We start from the raw sequence: 20,577 nt of genomic DNA, 5'->3' as shown, positions 1-20,577 counted from the left end.
TGACCGCTAGGGCACGGCTGCGCCGTGAGGACGTGCAACTCGTCTTCCTGCGCTATGCGATCGAGCGTCTGCTCTATCGATTGAGCGTCTCCAACCACCACGACCGCTTCATCCTGAAAGGCGCGATGTTGTTCGCCCAATGGGCGCCGACGCCGCACCGACCGAGCGGCGACCTCGATCTCCTGGGCCTCGGCGACAGCGCCCCTGACGTCGTGCGCGACATCTTTCGCGAGGTTGTGGCGATCCCCGTTGACGATGACGGCGTGCTGTTTCTGCCAGATACGCTGGTCGCCGAAATCGCGCGGCCCGACGCGGAATACAGCGGCGTGTCGGTGGACGTCAGCGCGGAGATCAACGGCGCGAAGCTCAAGGTCCACATCGACATCGGATACGGAGACACCATCACGCCGGCGGCCGTGCAGATCGAATATCCATCGCTCCTGGATCAGCCGAGGGCCAAGCTGCTGGCCTATCCGCGAGAGACCGTCGTCGCCGAGAAGTTCCAGGCCATGGTCGAACTGGGGATGGCCAACACGCGGTTGAAGGACTTCTTCGATCTGTGGGCGATCGCCAACACCTTTGAGTTCGACGGCGAGACTTTGGCGGAAGCGTTCGCCCGCACCTTCGATCGTCGCGATACGGCACTCCCTACATCAGCCGCGACTGAGCGAGCATGATGGTGCGCATCGAGCTCAGGTCCTCGGCCAGAACGGCGAGGATCTGGGTCGAGGACTGGATGGCGGCGGTCTGGCCCTCGGCCCGTTCGCTGGCCGACAGGGCACCCTGCAGTCGCCGGTCCCGCCCCTGGCTGAGCCGCTCCAGTTCGGCGGCGGTGCGGGCCAGGTCCTGGGCCGTCTCTCGCGCCGCCGTTGTTCGCCGTTCGCTCTGCTGAAGCGCATTGGCCGGGTCGAGGCCCTCGACGGCGGTCGGATAGAGATCGGTGAACTGGTCTTCGAGCTGGGTGACGGTCGAGGCGACGCCCCGGACATTCCGGGCCAGTTCCCCGATGTCACGCAGGGTGGAGGTGGTCTCGCCAAGATGGCTGTAGGGCGAGGCGGCCAGCTCGCGCGCCTGGTTGGCCAGCATCCGGGCCTCGTTGGCGAGGCTGTCGAGCTGGCGCGAGGCCTGGAGCGCGTTCTCGATGTGATTGCGCGGGTCGAACACCACGGCCTGCGGTGGGGCCGGCGGCGGCGCGGGCGGTGGACTGGCCTTGGCCGGCTCGGGCTCGGAACAGGCCGCCAGGGTGACGGCGAGGCCGGCGAGCAGGAGCCCCCTACTCCGCCGCGATGGGCAGGTCGAAAGCGTCCAAGCCCATTGAATCGAAGATGGCGTCCACATGGGTCACTCCCTTGGCTTTGAGGAATTCACGGGCGAAGGCTGACGGATCGGCGTGGCTGTCGCCGAGCCGCTCCAGTACGTCGTCGATCAGGGTCTGGTCCTCGGGCGAGGACGCGCCGCAAAGTGCCAAGGCCACGCCCGAAAGCTTGAGATCGAACAGCCGCCGGCCCCGAGGCTGACGCCAGTAGTAGGCGCGCTTGGGCGTGGCGAAGGCGATCAGCTCCAGCTGGCGGCGATTGAGGCCGAAGCCGCGATAGAGGTCGGCGGAAGACGGCTCCAGCGCCCGCGGATTGGGCAGGAAGACCTGGGTCGGGCAGCTCTCGATCAGACTCGACGCGATCGGCGAGGCGGCGATGTCGTCAAGCGACTGGGTGGCGAACACCACGGCGACGCGCTTCTTCCTCAGCGTCTTCAGCCATTCACGGATCTTGGCGGCGAAGGCGGTCTCGCCGAGGAACAGCCAGGCCTCGTCCAGGATCAGCATCGTCGGACGGCCGTCGAACTCCCGCTCCAGGTGATGGAACAGGGCCGAGAGCACCGGGGCCACGGCCGACGGCGTCGCCATCAGGCTTTCCAGCTCGAAGGTGTCGAATCGGGTCGGCTCCAGCGCCTCAAACGCCCCATCCAGCAGGGCACCGTGCGGACCCTTCAGGGTCAGGGGTTCCAGGGCGGCGGCCACCGCCCGGTCCTGAACCAGGGCGCAGAACACCGTAAGGGTCCGCTGCGAGACCGGCGCATCCGCCAGCGCCGCCAGGGCGATCCAGATCTCTTCGCGCAGGCGCGGGCTGGGGTCCAGCCCGGCCAGTTTGCAGGTCTCGGCCAGCCACTCGGCCGCCCAGGCCCGCTCCGGCTCCTGATCGACCCGCGCGAGGGGTTGCAGGGCGAAGGGCGTCCCGGCCTCCAGGGCCCGCCAGCGTCCACCGGCCGCCAGGGTCGCGGCCCGGGCCGATCGGCCCTTGTCGAAGAACACCACCCGGGCCCCGGGATAGCGGAACCACTGCAGGGCCAGGAAGGACAGCAGCGCAGACTTGCCCGAGCCGGTGGGGCCCACGACCATGGCGTGGCCGACGTCGCCGACGTGCAACACGAGCCGGAACGGCGTAGAGCCCGTCGTCCGCGCCACGGCCAGAGGCGGGCCGTCGAGATGGGCGTCGATCGCCGGCCCGGCCCAGACGGCCGAAACAGGCAGGAGGTCGGCCAGGTTCAGGGTGGAGACCAGGGGTCGCCGGACATCGGCATAGGGCTCGCCGGGCAGGGAGCCGAGCCAGGCCTCGACCGCGTTCAGATCCTCGATCCGGGCGACGAGGCCCTGAGCGTTCAGCGCCGCCTCGATGGCACGAGCCTTCTCGGCGGCGACCGCCTCGTTTTGATCCATGACGGTCACGGTCAGGGTCAGATAGCCGAAGGCGCAGGCCTCGGCTCCCAAGGCCTCAAGCGCCCCGTCGCATTCCTCCGTCTTGGAGGCGGCGTCGGTGTCCAGAAGCGGGACCTCCTCCTTGGTGATGGCCTCACGAAGCAGGATGCCGACGCCCTTTCTCTTGGCGAACCAGCGCTTCCTCAGCTTGACGATCTCCCGCTCGGCCTCGGCCTTGTCGAGTCCGATCCAGCGCGCGCTCCAGCGATAGGCGAAGGGCAGCGACCCCAAGGCGTCGAGCAGCCCGGGCCGGGTGGTCGAGGGCAGGCCCCGCACCGAGACCACCTTCAGCCAGCGATCGCCGAGCCTGGGTGCCACGCCGCCGGTGAGGCCCGCGTCGGTCAGCCAGGCGTCCAGGAACATCGGCGTCTCGGGCGGCCGGACGGCGAAGGCTTTCGGTGAGACGCAGTCGTGCAGCCAGGTCAGCAGGGCCGGATCGTCCAGCGCCACCACTTCCGGCAGGGCATCGGCCAGGAGGTCCAGCACGCCGCCGGCCTCGCGGCGGAAGGTGTCCAGCGCCGTGCGCCAATCCCGCCCGCCTTTTTCCAGGCCGTCGAACAGCCAGCGCTCCATGTGCCGCGCGTCGTCCATCGGCGGCAGCCAGGTCAGGGCCGCGCGGAAATCGGTCTCGAACGCCGGGTCTGCGCCCTCGAACAGGGCCCGGAGCTCGGCGTCCACCAGCCAGGCCGCCTCGACCGCAATCTCGCCATCAGGATAGGCGGCGGCCGGTCGGCGGCTGGCCTCGACATGAAGGCACCAGCCAGTGCCGAGGCGTTTCAAAGCATTGTTGAGCCGGGCCCGCACCGCCATCAGCTCGTCCTCGGTCGAGGATTCCAGGTCCGGTCCCCGGAAGCGGAAGCCCGAGGTGAAGGAGCCGTCCTTGTTCAGCACCACGCCGGGGGCGACCAGCGCCGCCCACGGCAGATGGTCCGCCAGGGCCGCCGGTCGACGGCGATGCTCGTCGAGGAACCGCAAGGCCGCCTCACCCGTCCAGATGGCCGGGCAGCGCCAGATGACGCCGCAGGACATCGAAGAAGCGCCGGTCGGTGCGGGCGGCATAGAGGCCGATCGCATGGGCGATAGCCCACCACAGCAGACCCAGCCACCAGATGCGCAGCGCTAGGCCGAGCATCAGGGCGATGGTGCCCATGAGGATGGCGTAGTCGCGCGGCATCCCGGCCATCAGCATCGGCTCGGCCAGGGCCTGGGCGACCGGAAGCTCATAGCCGTCCGGCCGGCGGTCGAGCGAGATCTGCGCCATCACCCGATCTCCACGCCGCCGGCGAAGCCGAAGAAGTCGAGGAAGAAGGTCGAGGCGGCGAAGGCGATGGAGAGGCCAAACATAATGCCCAGGCCCCGCCGCATCGACGAGCCGTTCTCGCTCATGGCGATGCCGGCTCCGAACAGGACCACGGCCACCACGGCCGCGGCCTGGACCACGGGACCGGTGATGGACTCCACCACCTGCTGGAGCGGCCCTTCCCAGGGCATCCCCGACCCGCCCGCCAGGGCCTGGCCCGCCATCAGCAGGCCGCAGGTCGCCGTCGCGGCCGAAAGGCCGCGTAGAAGTAATCTACGCATCGGTTGCTTCCTGTTTGTAGGCGCATCAGCCGGCGCCGCGAATCAAGACAAACAAACTCATCCACATTTTTTCAACAGTGATGATGAGTATTTTTGCACAGCTCAAATCCGAGTTAGAGATGACTTAGGTGAACTCACAGCACAAACTCAATCTGACCCTCATAGGTGACTTGCCGTAAGTCACTCTGCGACTTGCCGTGACTTGCGTCCTATTCAGCAGTAGCGGAGGTTTTATGACCCTCGCCTCGGTCCGGTCCCCGTTTGTTCGGCGGCTCAAGCCAGAGTGCGCATGCGATAGCCGTCGTCTTCGGCGCCATCGACCGCGAGCACGGTTTCAACTCTTCGACCCTCCGGCGTGCGGCGGATGTGGACGATCCGGTCCACAGCCTGGCCGATCGCGCGCCGGGGCACGGTGCTCGAGACCTCGGCGATCAGATCTTCTAATCGGCGCAAGGCCTCCTCGGCGGAGTTGGCGTGCAGGGTCGACAGCCCGCCCGGATGGCCGGTGTTCCAGCTCTTGAGCGTCTCCAGCGCCGCCGCCCCCTCGCGCATCTCGCCGACCACGATCCGGTCCGGCCGCATCCGCAGGGCGTCGCGGACCAGATCGACCACGCCGATGACCTTGGGATATCGGCGCGTGAGCACAGAGACCACATCCCAGGCCGAGCACTGCAGTTCCGGCGTGTCCTCGACCAGGAAGACGCGATCATCGGCGAAGGCCGGCTCCGCCAGCACCGCATTGGCCAGAGTGGTCTTGCCCGACCCGGTGCCGCCGGAGATCAGGATGTTCCGACGCTCCACCGCCGCGGACCGAAGCGCCTCCGCCTGCGCCTCGCTGATCACGCCGTCGCGGACATAGTCGTCCAGCCGCCAGATCACCGCCGGGCGTTTTCGGATCGAAAAGGCCGGGGCCGACGACACCGGCGGCAGAACCCCCTGAAAGCGCTCGCCGGTCTCGGGCAGGACGCCCGACAGACGCGGATCGTCGCGCGTCACGGGTTCGCCGACATAGTCCGCGATCAGCTTGATGGTCCGGTCGCGCGCCTCGGCCGACAGTCGTTCGCCTGTGTCCCGGCGGCCCGACCCCAGCACGTCGAGCACGATGCGGCCGTCGGGGTTGGCGAGGATCTCGACCACGGTCGGCTCGACCAGGGCCGCCAGCACGGTATCGCCGAGTGCGTGGCGCAGGGCCTCGAGCTTGCGCTCGGCGACAATCGGATGGGCCCGCACCTCAGTTGGCCGCGCCGAAGGATCGGGGCTCAGCGTCGAACCGAGACGGCGGCTCCGGCCGGGGGTCGCGACCCTGAACGATGCGGGACGCCGCCGCATCCAGCAGCCGGTCTATGCGCCGGTCCACCGCCGCCTGGACGGTCGGATCCTGATCGGCGACCGCATCAGGCAGGCGCAGGAACATCGCCTTGGCCACCTCGATCAGGACTTCCTGGACGATCTGCATGTCGCGCGAGTTGGACCGCATATGATCCCGAAGCGACCGCTCCAGCTGCAGCAGACGGTCCTCGGGATCGGCCTGGGGCGCCTTGGCCAGACCCCGCGCGATCGCCCGGCCCGCCGCCTGGCTGAGGGTGGCCTTGGAGGCCTTGGCCTCCCGATTGAGGCCGGCAATGACCCGGGCGTCGGTGAGATAGACCTGCACCCGCGTGCGGGCAGCGACCGTCTTGGGCATTCCTCTACTCCTTACAACTGACTGCGCGCCCCACCCTGACCTTGCAATTGATCCAAGGCCGCCTGCTGGGCGGCCATCTCCCCCGCGACCCGTTCGTAGATTTCTGCGGCCTTGGCGGCCGCCTTCTTGTCGTCGATCGCCCCAGCCACCTCCTTGAACAGGGGCAGCGTGGCCTCGGGGTTTTCGCCGAGCGCACGGCGGCCCGCCCACGGATGGGGCGCGCGCCCGGGGGTGTCGATCCGCGCGGCCTGATCCGGTGGTGGAAGCTTGGCCCGCGACCGGAACGGTTCGCGGCGGTCGTATTTTAGCTTCCTGGTCCGCAGCGGCTTGAAGCCGGCGACGAAGACGAGCTGATCGTCGTCCGGCAGAGCTCTGACTTCTCCCGGCTCCAGCAGAGGGCGCTCGATCTCAGAACGCGAGACCGAGCTGCGACCGGCTCCCAAACCGGCGGGACCGCTTCGGCTCGTCCGCGTCTCAGTGACCGTGCCGGTGAGTTTGGAGACCTTGTCCTGGGTCAGCGGGTCGAGCGCGGCGAAGGCGGTGTAGACGTGGCAGTTGTCGAGGATCGTGTTGTGCGGGCCGTAGGTCTCGACGATGTCGTTCAGCGACTGGGCCACGAACATGGTCTTGATGCCGTAGCCGCTCATCAACCGCAGCGATTTCTCGAAGAAGGCGAGACGACCCAACAACGGGAACTCATCCATCAGCATCAGGAGCTTGTGGCGTTTAGGCCGGCCGGTGGCGTCGGTCTTCTCGTGGGCCGTGAGAGACTGGGCGGCGGCGTAGAAAAACAACCGGACGAGAGGACGGAGCGCGGCCGCATCGGCCGGAGCGACCTGAACGTAAAGCGACACCGGGGCCTCGGCGCACATCAGATCGCCCATGCGGAAGTCCGAGGCGGACAGGCAGCGTTCGACGTCCTCGCCCGCCAGCCATTTGAGATAGGACCGCGCCGTGCCCTGAACCGAGGTGCGGAAGCGGTCGTGCATGGCCGCATAGCCTTTGACCGCGGTCTTGATGAAGGGATGGGTCTCGGGCTCGCCGTTGGGGCCGGGCCGGTGCAAAGTCTTGATCATCACGTCGGCGATATCGTCGAGGTCGGCGAGGAGTTCGCGGACCTTCAGCAGCGTCTTGTCGGCATCGTCGGCTGTGTAGAGGACGTGGAGGATGACGGCCTCGAGGATCTCCGAGGCGGCCTTGTCCCAGATGGCTTCGTCGTCGCGGGCGCCGCCGGGATCGGACAGGATCGCGACCAGGCGCTGGACCTGAGCCAACTCGCCGGAGCCGAGGGAGATTTCGGTGAGCGGGTTCCAGCGGGCGGATGCTGGATTGCGGGGATTGATGAACAGCGCATGAGAGAAGGTCGCTCGCCAACCCGCCGACAGCGCGAACAACTCGCCTTTGGGGTCATGGGCAAGAACGCTGCCTGTCCATGACAGCAGGGTGGGGACGACATGGCCCCTACCCTTTCCAGATCGAGTGCCCCCGGTTACCAGCGTCGGTCTAAGATCGACCGTCGCCAGTATCCGTCCGCGCAGAAGGCCAATCATCGCCCCGGTGGAGATCAGAAGCGACGCACGTCTGGCCTCTGCTACCCCACCCCATCCCCGCACACGAGAATTTCGCGCGTCGCCATCGAACAGAACACCAAGGCCCAGGCCCGCCGATGCCCCCAGGAGCATGAGTGCGGTGCTCGCCGCGAAGGCCTGGGGTTCTTCAGCACCGAACCGCGCACGCCACTCAAGGATCGACCAGGGCTGATAGAAGACCCAATCGGGGCCCAACCTCCAGCCAGCACCAAGGACGCTGGCCCACTGGAAGGTCCAGCCGATGTATTGCGTCGCGGCCTGTAGCCCGGCGAGAACGCCCAGACTGCCGGCCGCAAGCTTCAGACCCAAGCTCACAACACGCGTCCGTCAGTGACCGGCTTTCGCCAAATCGCCCACACCCCGGACAGGATGCAGGATGAGCATTTTCAACTTGCACGTGACGGCGATTTTTGGGCCGTCGCATTAGAGTTTTGCGACAGGCTGACGGGCCGCATGCTCGATCGTCGCAAGCCGAACCTGATCGCATGGCGATTGGGCATGCGCGGCTTCGTCTTCTTGAGCATGTCCTACACCCTAACGCCCCGTGGCAACGGAACCCATGTTTCGTTCTCCGCCGAGGTCAGCGGATTTGTACCCAGGATCTTCCCAAATCACTTTCCGAACCTGTTGCCTGCCCCGATGGCGGGAACCTTGCGCGCGCTTAAGCGCCGTGCGGAGATGAGGGGTAGTCGGCCTGCCTCCGTACCCGGGAAAAAGCCGCGTCATGGCGGACCCCACCCCGCCGACGCTTAGAGAATACTGTCGCTGAAGATGAGGCCAACTCCGACAGTCTGCAGAGCAGCAACCATTAAGCGCCAGCGCAAAGAAAACTCGGTGGATCGTTGGCGGCTGCGCCGAAAGCTCGACGCGGTAAGCGGATTGGCGCGTTCGTTCAGCGGCCAGGTCCAGGCCAGCGATCATGTTTCTCGTCGATCACGAAGGGATGGGCGTGAGCGGCGCCGGTGCCCCCTGCCCCGTCCGTCAGATGCGGATCGTCCGCCTCCAGATCCGGATGGCTGTGCATCAAAGTCTCGGGGTCCCGCGCTGGCCATATCAACAAACCGAGCACGGCACCCGTCGCGCACAGCGCCGCCAGAACGAGGAAGGCTGCGGCAGGATCAGCCTCGGCGCTGACCAATCCCGCCACCGGATAGGCGATCAGCCAGCAGGCGTGGGACAGGGCGAACTGGGCTGCGAACAGGGCAGGTCGATCCTGAGCGGTCGATGAGCGCCGCAGCGCCCGCCCCGCCGGGGTAATGGTCAATGAATACCCGAACCCCATGATCACCCACAGACCGATCAGGACCGGATAGCTGACGGCGACCCAGGCTCCGGCGAGCAGGACCGACGTCATCACACCCGCCCCCAGCACCATGGCCGTACGATCCGACACCCGGCTGAGCAGGCGCGGCAGCACGACGGCCGCTGTCATCGACCCACCGCCGAATGCCGCGAGCGCCCAGGCGGTCGCCTGTTGCGACAGGCCGAACTGTGACTGCACCAGGACCACGGTATTGACGAATACCATGGCCCCGCCCGCCGCCGTGGCCAGGCTGATGGCCAGGAGCCCGCGCAGACGCGGCGTGAGGGCGAACAGCCGCATGCCTGCGGTCAGCCGCTGGATGAAGGGTTTGGGCTGGATTCTGCTCAGCACCGGCAGGCTGGCCCCGACCACGAACAGCGCCGAGACGACGAACCCCAGCGCCGTGCCGACGAACAGGTTGTTGTAGCTGATGAAGGCTAGCAGCAGCGCCGCCAGCACCGGACTGGCCACGCTCTCCAGGTCGGCCGCCAGCCGCGAGAGCGACAGCGCCTTGGTGTATTCCGCCTCGTCGGGCAGCAGGTCCGGGATCATGGCCTGGAACGCCGGGGTGAAGGCGGCGGACGCGACATAGAGCACGGTCATCAGCCCATAGACCTGCCACGGCTCGCTGACGAACGGCAGGCTGACGGCGACCCCCGCCCGCACGACATCCAGCGAGACCAGCAGAGTCTTTCGCGGCAGACGGGCCGACAGGGCGCTCGCGAACGGGGCCACGCCGATATAGGCGATCATCTTGATCGCCAACGCAGCCCCCAGCACCTGTCCTGCATTCGCACCGGCCAGGTCGAAAGCCAGCAGACCCAGGGCGACTGTGGCCATGCCGGTGCCGAGCAGGGCGGCGACCTGAGCCGTGAACAGGTTGCGATAGGCGGCGTGGCGAAGCGGCGAAAACATCTGCATCTCTCTCGAGGGTCGCGCGTCAACCGAACATGCCCCGTAGTCCGTTCCGATCGAACCAACGACGGGGCGGGATCGGTCAGACGACCCGCTTGACCTCGCTGTAGGCGCCATCGGTGATCAGGGTGATGGTCACCGGCGCGCCCGTGCGGTTACGCCAGAACCAGCCGTGACTGCCGGTGAAGACCGCCGTCAGCGTGTCCTCGACCCGCTCGGACGAGCCCTTGGCATAGCCATGGTACGATGTGCCCGGCCGGTCGGCGTGGGTGTCATAGTTGATCCGGCCACCGCTGCTGGACCAAGTATAGCGGACCGTGGCCCCCTCCTGCATCACAAGCTTGATCTCTGCGCCCTGATCGGGTGCCAATGTCAAAACCGTCCGGTCCGACCGCGTCGCGGCCTGGGCCGCGGTGGCTACCGGAGCCGCGCCGGGAGCTGCGGTCGCAGGCGCGGTCGCATCCGCCGTCGGGGCGAGCGAGGTCGTCACTGTCGCGGGTGCCGGAGCCGCAGCCGCGGTCGCTGCGCTGGCCTCCGCTGCCTCCTCGGCCTGAGCCTCAGCGGCGAGCGAGACCTTGATCCGGCCCATCTCGGTCAGGCCGAACACCGAGCCGACGCGGGTCGGATCGACCCCGTATTCAGCGGGCATGACGATCGTGACCAGCAGGCCGGCGGCGATGACCGCGGCGATGCCCGTCGACTTCAGCAGCTTGGCGGTCGAGGGCAGTTCGGAGGCGGTGGGCTTGTTGGCGTTGTACATGGGTCAGTCTCCGATCAGAGGACGAAATAGCCGACGAGCTGATAGCCCGTCAGAACGAAACCGAGGGTCATCAGGACGACGTTGGCGACATAGGCATGCCGCCAGAAACTGCCGGTCTTCCGCCAGAACCCCATGGCGATCAGGATGGCGCCCAGGGCCAGGAGTTGGCCGATCTCGACGCCGATATTGAACGCCAGCAGATTCACGAACAGCCCGTCGGGGGCCATGTTGAAGTCCTGCAGCTTGGTGGCCAGGCCAAAGCCGTGGAACAGTCCGAACACCAGGGTCGCGACCTTGGTGTTCGGCTGGACCCCGAACCAGCGCTGGAAGGCACCGAGATTGTCCAGCGCCTTATAGACCACGGACAGGCCGATAATGGCGTCGACCAGATAGCTGGACACGCTGACATCCATCAGCACGCCCAGCAGGAGCGTGGTCGAATGGCCGATGGCGAACATCGTCACATAGATCGAGATGTCCTTCATCCGGTAGAGGAAGAAGATCACGCCGAACAGGAACAGCAGATGGTCGTATCCGGTGACCATATGTTTGGCCCCCAGATAGATGAACGGCCAGAACACGATGCCGGACGTCTCCTGGATATAGCCCTTGTCGCCTTCGGCCACGCCATGGGCGAGGGCCTGGCCGGTGACGCCGTCGATCAGGAAGAACAGCAGAACGGCGAACAGCGCCGTCGCGGGGGATTTGAGCCACGACCAGGCGTCGGGCCGGTAAGCCACTGTCATGGGGACCTTTCCAGGGGTTGGGTCTGAAGCGTTGGATGAGGCGGAGCGCGTCATTGGGCACCTCGCCTGCGTCGGAACGAGATACGGTCTCGCCAGGCCGGACGCGGTTGGTCGCTGGACCGATCACGGCCATGCACCAGGCTGTAGAGCGCGGGCAGGACCAGCAGGGTCAGGATCGTCGAGGAAAGGATCCCCCCAATCACGACCGTCGCCAGCGGGCGCTGGACCTCGGCTCCGGCCCCCACGTTAAGCGCCATGGGCACGAACCCCAGACTGGCGACCAGGGCGGTCATCAGAACTGGCCTCAGGCGCGTCAGGGCCCCTTCCCTGATGGCTTCGGCGACGGGCTTGCCCTCCTCGATCAGGCTGCGGATGAAGGTTACCATCACCACGCCGTTCAGCACCGCGACGCCGGACAGGGCGATGAAGCCCACGCCCGCCGAGATCGACAGCGGAAGATCCCGCATCATCAGGGCCGCCACCCCCCCGGTCAGCGCCAGAGGCACGCCGGAGAAGACAATGGCGGAGTCCTGCCACGACCGGAACAGGGCGTACAGCAGGCCGAAGATCAGCAGCAGGACCGCCGGCACCACGACCTGAAGTCGTTTTGCCGCCGAGATCAGCTGTTCGAACGTGCCGCCATAGGTGACCCAGTATCCGGCGGGTACCTCGACCTCGGCCTCGATCCGCTGCTGGGCCTCGCCGATGAACGAACCCAGGTCACGGTCCCGGACGTTGGAGGTGACCACGATCCGCCGCTTGCCGTCCTCGCGGCTGATCTGGTTGGGACCGACCGTGAGGGCGATGGTGGCGACCTCCGCCAGGGGCACGAACTGACGCGGCTGGCCTTCGTTCGCCGGCAGCGGCACCTGTAGGCGACCAATCGCGTCGGTGTTGGACCGGATATCCTCGGGCAGACGGACAACGACGTCAAAGCGCCGGTCTCCCTCGAAGATCTGCCCCGCCGTCGTGCCGCCCATCGAGGTGGAGATGACCGACTGGACGTCGTTCACGCTCAATCCCAGCCGGGCCATGGCCGTCCGGTCCGGCGTGATCTGCAGCACCGGCAGTCCCGTGACCTGTTCGGTCTGGGGGTCGGCCGAGCCTTCGACGCTGGCCACGATGGTCTCGATCTCGGCACCGAGCCTCAGCAGTTCATCCAGATCGTCGCCGAAGATCTTGATGGCGACGTCGGCGCGCACGCCGCTGAGCAGTTCGTTGAACCGCATCTGAATGGGCTGGGTGAACTCGTATTTGCTGCCGGGAACCTCGTTTACCGCCGCTTCCATCTCCTCGACCAGCTGGCCACGGGATTTGCGGGGATCAGGCCAGTCCTTGCGATCCTTCAGCATGATGAAGGTGTCGGCGACCGAAGGCGGCACCGGGTCGGTGGCCACCTCGGCGGTGCCGATCTTGGCCACGACCCGCTCGACCTCGGGGAAGGTCGCGATCCGGGCCTCCAGGGCGGTCTGCATATGGATGGCCTGGCTCAGGCTTGTGCCGGGGATGCGCAGGGCATGCATGGCGATATCGCCCTCGTCCAGGTTCGGAATGAATTCCGACCCCATCCGCGACGCGCCAAATCCCGCGAGCGCGACCAGAAAAACCCCCAGACCGATCATCAGGACCCTTGTCTTCAGCGCGAAATCGAGCGCCGGCTGATAGCCGATCCGCGCCCAGCGCATCAGGAAGCTGTCCTTTTCCTCGACCTTGCCGGTGACGAACATGGCCACCGCCGCCGGCACGAAGGTCAAGGACAGGACCAGGGCCGCCGTCAGGGCGATGACCACGGTGATCGCCATCGGGTGGAAGGTCTTTCCCTCCACGCCGGTCAGGGCGAAGATCGGCACATAGACCAGGGTGATGATCATCACCCCGAACAGCGACGGCCGGATCACCTCGCTGGAGGCGGTGGCGGCCAGTTCGAAGCGTTCTTCCCGGCTCAGGACGCGACCCAGACGATGCTGGGCCTCACCGAAGCGACGCAGGCAGTTCTCGACGATAATGACGGCCCCGTCGACGATCAGGCCGAAGTCGAGCGCGCCAAGGCTCATCAGATTGCCCGAGGTGCCGGTGCGCACCATGCCGGTGATGGTCATCAGCATGGTCACCGGAATGACCGCCGCCGTGATCAGGGCGGCGCGGATGTTGCCGAGCAGAAGGAACAGCACGACGATCACCAGAAGCGCGCCTTCCAGCAGGTTCTTTTCGACCGTATGAATGGCGCGTTCGACCAGGTCCGTCCGGTCATAGACTGGCGAGGCGGTCACGCCGTTGGGCAGGGCGCGCGCGGCTTCCTCCAGGCTGACGGCTGCCGCCTGGGCCACGACGCGGCTGTTCTCGCCGGCCAGCATCAGCACGGTGGCCAAAACGGTCTCGCGACCGTTCTCCGTTGCCGCGCCGGTCCTCAACTCTTCCCCCATCCCGACATCGGCGACATCGGCGATGCGGATCGGCACGCCGCCACGGGTGGCGATGACGACATTACCCAGATCCTCAGTGGTCGAGGCCTGACCCGGCACGCGGATCAGATACTGTTCGCCATAGCGTTCGACATAACCCGCGCCGACGTTGGCGTTGTTGTTGCCCAGGGCGTTCACCACCTCGGCCAGGGTCACACCATAGGCGGCGAGCCGGTCGGGGTTCGGGGTGACGTGATACTGCCGCTCATAGCCGCCGATGGTGTTGACCTCGGTGACGCCCTTGGTATTGCGCAGCTGGGGTCGGATTACCCAGTCCTGCAGCGTGCGCAAATCCTCGGTCGTATAGGGCTGGCCGTCGGGGCGGCGGGCGCCGGGCTCGGCCTCGATCGTGTACATGAAGATCTCGCCGAGCCCCGTGGCGATGGGCCCCATCTCCGGCGTGATCCCGGGTGGCAACTGGCTGAGCGCGTTCTGCAGACGCTCGTTGACCAGTTGCCGCGCAAAATAGATGTCGGTCCCGTCTTCGAAGATAACGGTGACCTGGCTCAGCCCGTAGCGGGAGACGGAGCGCGTATATTGAAGGCCCGGCACCCCTGCCACCGCCGTCTCGACGGGGAAGGTGATCCGTTGTTCGGCCTCCAGCGGGGAATAGCCGGGGGCCTCGGTGTTGATCTGGATCTGGACGTTGGTGATGTCCGGTGTGGCGTCGATCGGAAGGCGCTGGAAACTCCAGACGCCGACCGCGCAGGCCAGCAGGACCAGCGCCATCACCCCCCAGCGGAAGCGGATCGACAGCGCGATGATGCGTTCAAGCATGGTGTGCGCGCTCCCTAGTGATCATGGCTCGCGCCGGACTTGTCGATGTCCGCGCGAATGAGGAAGGCACCGTCGACGACGTATTCGGTGCCTGGCGCGAGACCGCCCAACACCTCCGTCCATTCGTCGGTGCGGCGGCCCAGTTCGAGCATCCGCACCTCATAGGTGTTGCCCACCTTGGCATAGACGACCTGGAAGTCGCGGAACGGCATGATGGCCTTGGTCTGGACCGCCAGCGGCACCTCGCCCTGGCCGACTTGGACCATTCCTTGGACCCCCAGTCCCGGCCGCCAGACCCCGCCCATATAGGCCAGATCGACATGGGCGATCAGGGTCTGGCTCATCGGATCGGTGCCGGGCAGGATAGTTTCGATCACGCCGTTGAACCGGTGATCTCCGGCCAGGCTGGTGACCTCGACCCGCTGTCCGGCACGAACACGCTCGGCGTCGCGCGGATAGAGCGAGAACTCGGCGTGAAGACGCGTGGGGTCGCCGATCACCAGCATCGGCTCGCCATTGCCGGTGATCTCGCCGGGGACCGCGTTCTTCTCCATGATGACGCCCGAGATCGGCGCGGTGACCGAGTAGGTCTGAAGACTTTCGCTGGACTCGACCCGGGCGAGGACCTGCCCCCGCGAAACCCGCTGACCCAATTCGGCGTTCAATGCCATGATCCGGCCCGGATAACGGGCGTGGACCTCGCTCTGGCCCTCCGGCGTGATCTCGACCCGACCACTCAACGGTAGGCTCTCGCCCAGTACCGCGCCACCGGCACGCGCGGTCGTCACGCCGCCGGCCTGTGCGGCGGCGGCCGTGATGATCGTGCGCCCCTCATAGGACGGGTAGCTCCAGGTCGATCGCTTGCCCGCATGAGTCGCCGCCACCGAAACATCGAACGAATGCGGCTCCGCCACGACGGTCGGACTGGTCAGATAATCCTCGGCCGCCGTGAAGACGAACCGGTCCACCGAAGGCCCCAGGCGGGTCAGGGCAATGAACGCCTGGACCTGACGCGGATCGACAGGCTTGTCCTTCAAATAGGGGTAGAGCCGATAGAGCGGTTCCGAACCTTCCTCAAAGATCGTGATCTCCAGAGCGAAGTCGCCGTCGCGCAACATCCGCCCATTGTGCGGCCCGCGCTCATAGTCTGCGGCGGCAGCGGCGGCAGCCTCGGGGCTCAGCTTTTCCGGCGCGCCCTGGCCGCAACCGGCCACGGCCAAGGCCAGTGTCAGCAGAGGCGTGGCCAGGCCTCGCCGTGCGGTCGGATAGCGGATCATGGTTGCATCTCCAGGCCGGTCAGGCCGCCATGCGCGCCGGTCAGCCGGTCAAGGCGGGCGCGCTCGATATGAAAGGATCTCAGAACCGCCACTCGCCGCGCCCGCGTCTGCAAAAGCGCGGTCTGGGCCTGGATGACGTCGTTGTAGGTGAAGCCGCCGCGAGCGAAGCCTTCACGGACGAGAACCACGGCACGCTCGGCCTGGGGCAGGGTCTCCTCGCCGATGCGCCGGGCCTCGCTGGCCTTGGCGGCTAGCAGGACCTGGAGCCGGGCGATCTCACGGTCCCGTTCGATCCGAAGGGCGGACAGATCGGCCTCGGCCGCGATCCGTTCGGCCTGGGCGCGTTCGATTGCCCCCTCGTTGCGATCATATCGGCCGAGCGGGATGGAGCCGCCGACCACGAAGGCGAGCGCGTCTTCGTTCCATAGATGCCTCACCCCGACGCTGACGGTGGCGTCCGGCACGGCGCGGGCCCGCTCAACGGCTACCCTTGAGGTAGCGATGTCGCGTTGGGCCGCGATCGCCGTCTCATCGATGATCGTGGGATCACCGGCCGGTCTACGCGACGCGCTGGTGTCGGTGAAATCCTCGTCCCGCAGCACAAAATCGGCCGGTCCCATCCAGAAGCTGGCCAGGGTGGCCCGGCCGAGGCGCGCCGCGATCTCGGCCTGATCAAAATCGATCTGGGCCTGGGCCAGTTCGGACTCGGCCCGGGCTCCCGCGAACAGGGGGTCACGTGCAGCGTTTACGCGGCGCTGGACCTCGGTCTGGAACCGTTCGGCCAGATCGAGTCGTTCTCGCGCGATCTCGACTTCGGCCTGCGCGGCCAGGGCTTCCGCCCAGGCGGTCTGAACCTGTTCGAGCCGGTCTAGCCGTCGGACCTGCGCCGTGGCTCCGACCAGCACACCCTCGCTGCGCGCCAAGGACACGCGGGCATCCCGGTCGCCGCCCCGCTCAATCGGCTGCTCGTAGGTCAGGGTCGTCTCGGAACGGTCGATCAGGCCGATGCCACCGACACCACCGATATTCTCAGCGACCAACCCCAGGGTCGGATTGCGCCGGACGTCGGCCTGGCGCACCCCCGCTTCAGCAGCGCGCACCCGGGCGGCCGTACCCGCGAGGGCAGGATCGGCCGAGGCCGCGAGGGCGAGAGCCTCTTCGAGGGTCAGAGAGCGAGCGGCTGCGTCAGCCGACGGTGGGGACTGTGCCATGGCGAAGGACGGCGGCATGGCGGCCGCCAGAATGAGCGCGAGGACCGTGACGGTCGGTGTACGCGCCCACGATCCGGCAAAGCCGGACGATGGGGTATGCAAGGGATATCTCCAAAAACGGAATGGCGCGCGCGGCCGGCTGGCCGCGTCGGATCAAAGGATCGCGCCTGTCCGTTTCGGGGGGTATTCGGGCCCGTCGAGCCCGACGTCTTCCAAGGGTGAGCTTCGCCCGAGGCTGTGCTCCGCGACACGGACCAGCTGCAGCGGCCCGGCCACGCTCAGGGCTGGCGTGGTCGATGGCTTTTCGACGCCGCTGTGGTGATGTCCGGTCGGCTGTCCGTCCTGGTCTTGGTCCGGTGCATCGGGTGTGGTTTCGGTCGGCGCCACATGCATGTGAGCATGCCCGTGGTCGTCGCTCGCCACCATGGCGACGGGAGGCCAGCCGGCCGAATGTCCGACCTCATGCTGAGCCTGAGCGGACGCGTGCAAGGTCAGCGCCGCCACCAAAGCGACGCATAGCGAGACGCAGAATGTCCGAATCGATGGCGGCAAGGGAACTCCTGAGGCTCACGTATCCCGCCTCAGGGCAAACTTCAACACGAGTGGCCCCCGCGTACGACGCTGCGACATCCTCGCTTCCCACTAAAGATCGGCGAACCTCGACGACGAAGACCATAGGCGCGATAGGTGGTGTCGAACGGAGCTTACCGACATGTCCCTCTCGCCCGCCCCCCAGCTCGCGCCCTCTCGTCGGTCTTTTGTCCGGGCCTTGCCGGGTCTGGCCCTGGCGTCATCGGTCTTGGCTTCGCCGGTCCTTGCGGCCCAGGCGGTTCAGGCCATCACCGTCTACAAGACGCCTTGGTGCGGCTGCTGCGGGGCCTGGGTCCAGCATTTGACGGCGGCCGGATGGACGGCGACGGTGCGCGAGTTGGAAGACCTTGCCCCCATTCGCCGCCGCTACGGCGTGCCCGACGCCCTGGCGTCCTGTCACACTGGAGTTGTGGGGTCCTATGCGATCGAGGGACATGTGCCGGCCGAGGACGTGGCCCGACTGGTCCGCGAGCGCCCCGACGCCTTCGGTCTGTCGGTGCCGGGCATGCCGGCGGGATCCCCGGGGATGCCAGCCCCGGCCGACCGGGTCCAGGGGTTCCAGACCCTGCTTATCCTCAAAAACGGTGCCACCCGCGTGTTCGCCAGCCACGGATGACGCCCGCCACGATCTCGCCGACGACGCTAGCAGTCTATCTCGGTGCGGCGCTCGCCGAGATCGCAGGCTGCTACGCCTTCTGGACCTGGATTCGCCTGGGCAGGTCGGTGGCGTGGATCGTTCCGGGGTTGGCGTGCTTGGCGGTGTTCGCCTGGTTGCTGACCCTTGTGGAGGTCGAGGCCGCGGGACGTGCCTATGCCGCCTACGGCGGCGTCTATATCCTGTCGTCTCTTCTTTGGCTCTGGCTGGTCGAGGGCAGCCGCCCCGACCGATGGGATGTCATTGGGGCTATGCTGTGCCTGATCGGTGCAGGCGTCATCCTGTTCGCGCCGCGTCCTTGATCAAACCGGGCTAAACTGCTGATCCTCGCGTGCGTCGTAAGAACCGGTTCGCAGCGAGAGGGCTTGGCGGAGGAGATGGCACTTGAACCCCTCGGAACTGGGCAGATCGCGTGAGGTCAACCGGTTACCAGATGGACCTGCGCCAGACCGTTTGGTTGGTTGCCTTCCTGAACCTCTCCTATTTCGGGGTCGAGTTCACGGTCGCGCGGGCCATTGGGTCGGTCTCCCTTTTCGCGGACTCTGTCGACTTTCTTGAGGATGCAGCGATCAACCTGCTGATCGGCATGACGCTTATGGCTTCGGCGACGGTTCGGGCACGGGTCGGTCGATGCCTGGCCATTTTGATCCTGATCCCGGGACTGGCGACGATCTGGACGGCTTGGAGCCAGTTTCAGGCACCGTCCCCTCCGCAGCCGATTTTGCTTTCGGTGACCGGAGCGGGGGCCTTAGCAGTCAACCTCGCCTGCGCCCTTTTGCTCACACGGTTCCGCGCCAGCCGGGGCAGTCTGACGCGCGCCGCCTTCCTGTCCGCCCGCAATGACGCTCTGGCCAATGTGGCGATCGTCGCCGCCGGCCTCGTGACCGCCTTCCTTTGGCGTTCCGCTTGGCCGGACCTGATTGTCGGCCTGGCGATCGCAGCACTAAACGCCGACGCGGCGCGGGATGTCTGGAGGGCCGCAGGACGCGAGGCGGACGTGAATCAGGCCTGACCTTTGGGCGTTTCGGCCGCGACACCGTCTTTGCGCAACAGAGTCGTCAACAGCTCGATCTGCTCCTGCTGTTTGCTGATCAAGGTCTGGATTTGGCTGTCACGCATCTGATCCAGTTTTTCATGCAGGGCCATGATCTCGATCTCCGCCTTCAGGTTGACCTCATAGTCATGTGAGGCATCCAGCCGATCTTTCGTAGCCTGCCGGTTCTGACTCATCATGATGATCGGGGCCTGGATCGCAGCGAGCATCGACAACAACAGGTTCAGGAAAATGAAGGGATAGGGATCGAAGGCGTGCCGACCAAGGGTGAGATTCAGGATCGCCCAGACCAGCAAAAACAAACCAAAGCTGCTGATGAAGCCCCAGGAGCCACCCAAACGGGCGACTCGGTCGGACAGGCGTTCGCCGAAGGTCAGGTCGCTCTTGAACGCCGCATTGACGTCCTGCGAAACGGGTTTTCGATGCACCGTGCGGCTGAGGACGCGGCGCTCGGCTTCCGCTAGCTCCGGCGTGGCCTTGCCAAGCCAACGCCGTGCAAGATGATCCAGGTCGAGTCTGTCGTTGGTCATCGCCATCTCTTCATGAGGGATGTGAGGGTCGGATCTGGCGTCAGTGCTGCGTCGGGCCTGCGCCCGCAGTCGTCGGTTCGCCAAGCCATCGCCAGCCGATCAAGGCCCAGATTGATCCCAGTGCCCACCCGGCGGCGACGTCGGTCGGCCAGTGCACGCCCAGATAGACACGGCTTGCGCCAATCATAAGCACCACCGATCCGGCCACCATATAGATCATTCTACGGGAGCTCGGGCGGACCGCGCCCGCCGCTAACAAAGCCGCGAGTGTGAAATAGATGGCGACGGACAAGGTGGAATGGCCGCTCGGGAAACTGTTGGAATAGACATAGCTCCCGTGGGGCACGAGGTCCGGTCGGGGCCGGGCGTAGGCGAGCTTCAGCACATCGCTCGTCAGCTCGGCGCCGAGCGCCACCGTTGCCATGCCAAGCGCCTTGCGCCACCGCCTGGCTCGCATCAGCGTGACCACAGCGACGATCGTGACGAGCGTCAGCACCGTGAAGCCGCCGAGGGCCGTCACGTCACGCATCGCCTCTTCAAGCCACCGCGGCCCGAGCGGATCATTCTGATCGCCCCTTTCACGCATCAGCAGCATCAGGCGTTCATCGATCGCCCGGGTCTCGCCTTCACGCATTTCGCCCGCGAGGGTCAGGAAGCCCCAGATGGCCAGCGAACCGGCCATGAAGGTCG

21 protein-coding genes are annotated in these 20,577 nt (G+C 66.5%); 5 read left to right on the top strand and 16 right to left on the bottom strand.

All coding sequences use genetic code 11. From position 1 onward, the window contains the following. Positions 1 to 32 precede the first annotated feature (32 nt). Positions 33 to 677, top strand: a complete 645-nt coding sequence (locus AC1RSI_RS03975; RefSeq protein ID WP_447941508.1) for a nucleotidyl transferase AbiEii/AbiGii toxin family protein — start codon at positions 33 to 35, stop codon at positions 675 to 677. Here AC1RSI_RS03975 and AC1RSI_RS03970 read toward each other — a convergent pair. The 7 genes from AC1RSI_RS03970 to AC1RSI_RS03940 all read right to left on the bottom strand — a co-directional run bounded on the left by AC1RSI_RS03970 (position 649) and on the right by AC1RSI_RS03940 (position 7,921). After that, on the bottom strand, positions 649 to 1,167 hold the full coding sequence (locus AC1RSI_RS03970; RefSeq protein WP_492322659.1) for a TrbJ/VirB5 family protein: 519 nt from the start codon (positions 1,165 to 1,167) through the stop codon (positions 649 to 651). The two genes, AC1RSI_RS03975 and AC1RSI_RS03970, sit on opposite strands and share 29 nt — an antisense overlap. Positions 1,168 to 1,273: 106 nt before the next feature. Next, positions 1,274 to 3,781 carry a conjugal transfer protein TrbE gene (gene trbE / locus AC1RSI_RS03965; protein ID WP_291755534.1) on the bottom strand — a complete coding sequence of 836 codons (2,508 nt, stop codon included), beginning with the start codon at positions 3,779 to 3,781 and terminating at the stop codon, positions 1,274 to 1,276. Next, positions 3,735 to 4,013: a VirB3 family type IV secretion system protein gene (locus AC1RSI_RS03960; RefSeq protein WP_152950474.1), complete on the bottom strand. Its 279-nt coding sequence runs from the start codon at positions 4,011 to 4,013 to the stop codon at positions 3,735 to 3,737. The genes trbE and AC1RSI_RS03960 overlap by 47 nt, the downstream gene beginning before the upstream one ends. After that, positions 4,013 to 4,333: a TrbC/VirB2 family type IV secretion system protein gene (locus tag AC1RSI_RS03955; protein WP_050771641.1), complete on the bottom strand. Its 321-nt coding sequence runs from the start codon at positions 4,331 to 4,333 to the stop codon at positions 4,013 to 4,015. Before AC1RSI_RS03955 ends, AC1RSI_RS03960 begins: the two co-directional genes overlap by 1 nt. 273 nt (positions 4,334 to 4,606) lie before the next feature. Further along, positions 4,607 to 5,563 (bottom strand): P-type conjugative transfer ATPase TrbB, encoded by a 957-nt coding sequence (trbB, locus tag AC1RSI_RS03950; RefSeq protein ID WP_313552878.1) that lies wholly within the window; start codon positions 5,561 to 5,563, stop codon positions 4,607 to 4,609. Between the two features lies 1 nt (position 5,564). After that, the gene (locus AC1RSI_RS03945; RefSeq protein WP_152950476.1) at positions 5,565 to 6,017 is read right to left on the bottom strand and encodes a hypothetical protein; all 453 of its coding nucleotides are present in this window, start codon (positions 6,015 to 6,017) and stop codon (positions 5,565 to 5,567) included. An 11-nt stretch (positions 6,018 to 6,028) separates the two neighbouring features. Continuing rightward, complete coding sequence (locus AC1RSI_RS03940) at positions 6,029 to 7,921, bottom strand: type IV secretory system conjugative DNA transfer family protein (RefSeq protein WP_313552877.1); 1,893 nt, start codon at positions 7,919 to 7,921, stop codon at positions 6,029 to 6,031. A 15-nt stretch (positions 7,922 to 7,936) separates the two neighbouring features. Here AC1RSI_RS03940 and AC1RSI_RS03935 point away from each other — a divergent pair, with 15 nt between their 5' ends. Further along, positions 7,937 to 8,359, top strand: coding sequence for an SRPBCC family protein (locus tag AC1RSI_RS03935; RefSeq protein ID WP_291755544.1), 423 nt, complete (start codon positions 7,937 to 7,939; stop codon positions 8,357 to 8,359). A gap of 139 nt (positions 8,360 to 8,498) precedes the next feature. On the opposite strand, the gene AC1RSI_RS03930 is transcribed toward AC1RSI_RS03935, so the two are convergent. The 7 genes from AC1RSI_RS03930 to AC1RSI_RS03900 all read right to left on the bottom strand — a co-directional run bounded on the left by AC1RSI_RS03930 (position 8,499) and on the right by AC1RSI_RS03900 (position 17,609). Beyond that, the gene (locus AC1RSI_RS03930; RefSeq protein ID WP_152950477.1) at positions 8,499 to 9,824 is read right to left on the bottom strand and encodes an MFS transporter; all 1,326 of its coding nucleotides are present in this window, start codon (positions 9,822 to 9,824) and stop codon (positions 8,499 to 8,501) included. A gap of 82 nt (positions 9,825 to 9,906) precedes the next feature. After that, a complete protein-coding gene (locus AC1RSI_RS03925; RefSeq protein ID WP_152950478.1) occupies positions 9,907 to 10,584 on the bottom strand; it encodes a transmembrane anchor protein in 678 nt (225 codons plus the stop codon). 14 nt (positions 10,585 to 10,598) lie between these two features. Further along, positions 10,599 to 11,330 (bottom strand): HupE/UreJ family protein, encoded by a 732-nt coding sequence (locus AC1RSI_RS03920; RefSeq protein ID WP_152950479.1) that lies wholly within the window; start codon positions 11,328 to 11,330, stop codon positions 10,599 to 10,601. Between the two features lie 50 nt (positions 11,331 to 11,380). Next, positions 11,381 to 14,569 (bottom strand): efflux RND transporter permease subunit, encoded by a 3,189-nt coding sequence (locus tag AC1RSI_RS03915; protein WP_447941512.1) that lies wholly within the window; start codon positions 14,567 to 14,569, stop codon positions 11,381 to 11,383. Positions 14,570 to 14,583: 14 nt separating this feature from the next. Next, positions 14,584 to 15,846: an efflux RND transporter periplasmic adaptor subunit gene (locus AC1RSI_RS03910; RefSeq protein ID WP_152950481.1), complete on the bottom strand. Its 1,263-nt coding sequence runs from the start codon at positions 15,844 to 15,846 to the stop codon at positions 14,584 to 14,586. Further along, positions 15,843 to 17,159, bottom strand: a complete 1,317-nt coding sequence (locus AC1RSI_RS03905; protein WP_227975953.1) for a TolC family protein — start codon at positions 17,157 to 17,159, stop codon at positions 15,843 to 15,845. The genes AC1RSI_RS03910 and AC1RSI_RS03905 overlap by 4 nt, the downstream gene beginning before the upstream one ends. A gap of 51 nt (positions 17,160 to 17,210) precedes the next feature. After that, positions 17,211 to 17,609, bottom strand: coding sequence for a hypothetical protein (locus tag AC1RSI_RS03900; protein ID WP_447941513.1), 399 nt, complete (start codon positions 17,607 to 17,609; stop codon positions 17,211 to 17,213). Positions 17,610 to 17,769: 160 nt separating this feature from the next. Between AC1RSI_RS03900 and AC1RSI_RS03895 the strand changes: the two genes are divergently transcribed. The 3 genes from AC1RSI_RS03895 to AC1RSI_RS03885 all read left to right on the top strand — a co-directional run bounded on the left by AC1RSI_RS03895 (position 17,770) and on the right by AC1RSI_RS03885 (position 19,315). Further along, entirely contained in the window at positions 17,770 to 18,264 is a 495-nt protein-coding gene (locus tag AC1RSI_RS03895) for a DUF411 domain-containing protein (protein ID WP_152950483.1), read from the top strand. Then, positions 18,261 to 18,605 (top strand): YnfA family protein, encoded by a 345-nt coding sequence (locus AC1RSI_RS03890; protein ID WP_152950484.1) that lies wholly within the window; start codon positions 18,261 to 18,263, stop codon positions 18,603 to 18,605. The genes AC1RSI_RS03895 and AC1RSI_RS03890 overlap by 4 nt, the downstream gene beginning before the upstream one ends. A 131-nt stretch (positions 18,606 to 18,736) precedes the next feature. Continuing rightward, complete coding sequence (locus AC1RSI_RS03885) at positions 18,737 to 19,315, top strand: cation efflux transmembrane domain-containing protein (protein ID WP_152950485.1); 579 nt, start codon at positions 18,737 to 18,739, stop codon at positions 19,313 to 19,315. On the opposite strand, the gene AC1RSI_RS03880 is transcribed toward AC1RSI_RS03885, so the two are convergent. Continuing rightward, positions 19,306 to 19,887, bottom strand: coding sequence for a DUF1003 domain-containing protein (locus tag AC1RSI_RS03880; RefSeq protein WP_152950486.1), 582 nt, complete (start codon positions 19,885 to 19,887; stop codon positions 19,306 to 19,308). The genes AC1RSI_RS03885 and AC1RSI_RS03880 overlap by 10 nt on opposite strands. Positions 19,888 to 19,927: 40 nt before the next feature. Further along, positions 19,928 to 20,569 (bottom strand): phosphatase PAP2 family protein, encoded by a 642-nt coding sequence (locus AC1RSI_RS03875; RefSeq protein WP_194166965.1) that lies wholly within the window; start codon positions 20,567 to 20,569, stop codon positions 19,928 to 19,930. Positions 20,570 to 20,577: the final 8 nt, after the last annotated feature.

Source organism: Brevundimonas sp. GW821-FHT10E09, from assembly GCF_058809375.1.
Note: the sequence above shows the minus strand (reverse complement) of the source record. Positions and strands in the feature narration are given on the sequence as shown.

Coding starts and splice junctions, on each gene's coding strand:
- trbE (WP_291755534.1), bottom strand. CDS start 3,781: ATGTCCTGCGGCGTCATCTGGCGCTGCCCGGCCATCTGGACGGGTGAG.
- AC1RSI_RS03960 (WP_152950474.1), bottom strand. CDS start 4,013: ATGGCGCAGATCTCGCTCGACCGCCGGCCGGACGGCTATGAGCTTCCG.
- AC1RSI_RS03955 (WP_050771641.1), bottom strand. CDS start 4,333: ATGCGTAGATTACTTCTACGCGGCCTTTCGGCCGCGACGGCGACCTGC.
- AC1RSI_RS03945 (WP_152950476.1), bottom strand. CDS start 6,017: ATGCCCAAGACGGTCGCTGCCCGCACGCGGGTGCAGGTCTATCTCACC.
- AC1RSI_RS03930 (WP_152950477.1), bottom strand. CDS start 9,824: ATGTTTTCGCCGCTTCGCCACGCCGCCTATCGCAACCTGTTCACGGCT.
- AC1RSI_RS03925 (WP_152950478.1), bottom strand. CDS start 10,584: ATGTACAACGCCAACAAGCCCACCGCCTCCGAACTGCCCTCGACCGCC.
- AC1RSI_RS03920 (WP_152950479.1), bottom strand. CDS start 11,330: ATGACAGTGGCTTACCGGCCCGACGCCTGGTCGTGGCTCAAATCCCCC.
- AC1RSI_RS03915 (WP_447941512.1), bottom strand. CDS start 14,569: ATGCTTGAACGCATCATCGCGCTGTCGATCCGCTTCCGCTGGGGGGTG.
- AC1RSI_RS03910 (WP_152950481.1), bottom strand. CDS start 15,846: ATGATCCGCTATCCGACCGCACGGCGAGGCCTGGCCACGCCTCTGCTG.
- AC1RSI_RS03895 (WP_152950483.1), top strand. CDS start 17,770: ATGTCCCTCTCGCCCGCCCCCCAGCTCGCGCCCTCTCGTCGGTCTTTT.
- AC1RSI_RS03890 (WP_152950484.1), top strand. CDS start 18,261: ATGACGCCCGCCACGATCTCGCCGACGACGCTAGCAGTCTATCTCGGT.
- AC1RSI_RS03885 (WP_152950485.1), top strand. CDS start 18,737: ATGGACCTGCGCCAGACCGTTTGGTTGGTTGCCTTCCTGAACCTCTCC.
- AC1RSI_RS03880 (WP_152950486.1), bottom strand. CDS start 19,887: ATGACCAACGACAGACTCGACCTGGATCATCTTGCACGGCGTTGGCTT.
- AC1RSI_RS03875 (WP_194166965.1), bottom strand. CDS start 20,569: ATGGCCGGTTCGCTGGCCATCTGGGGCTTCCTGACCCTCGCGGGCGAA.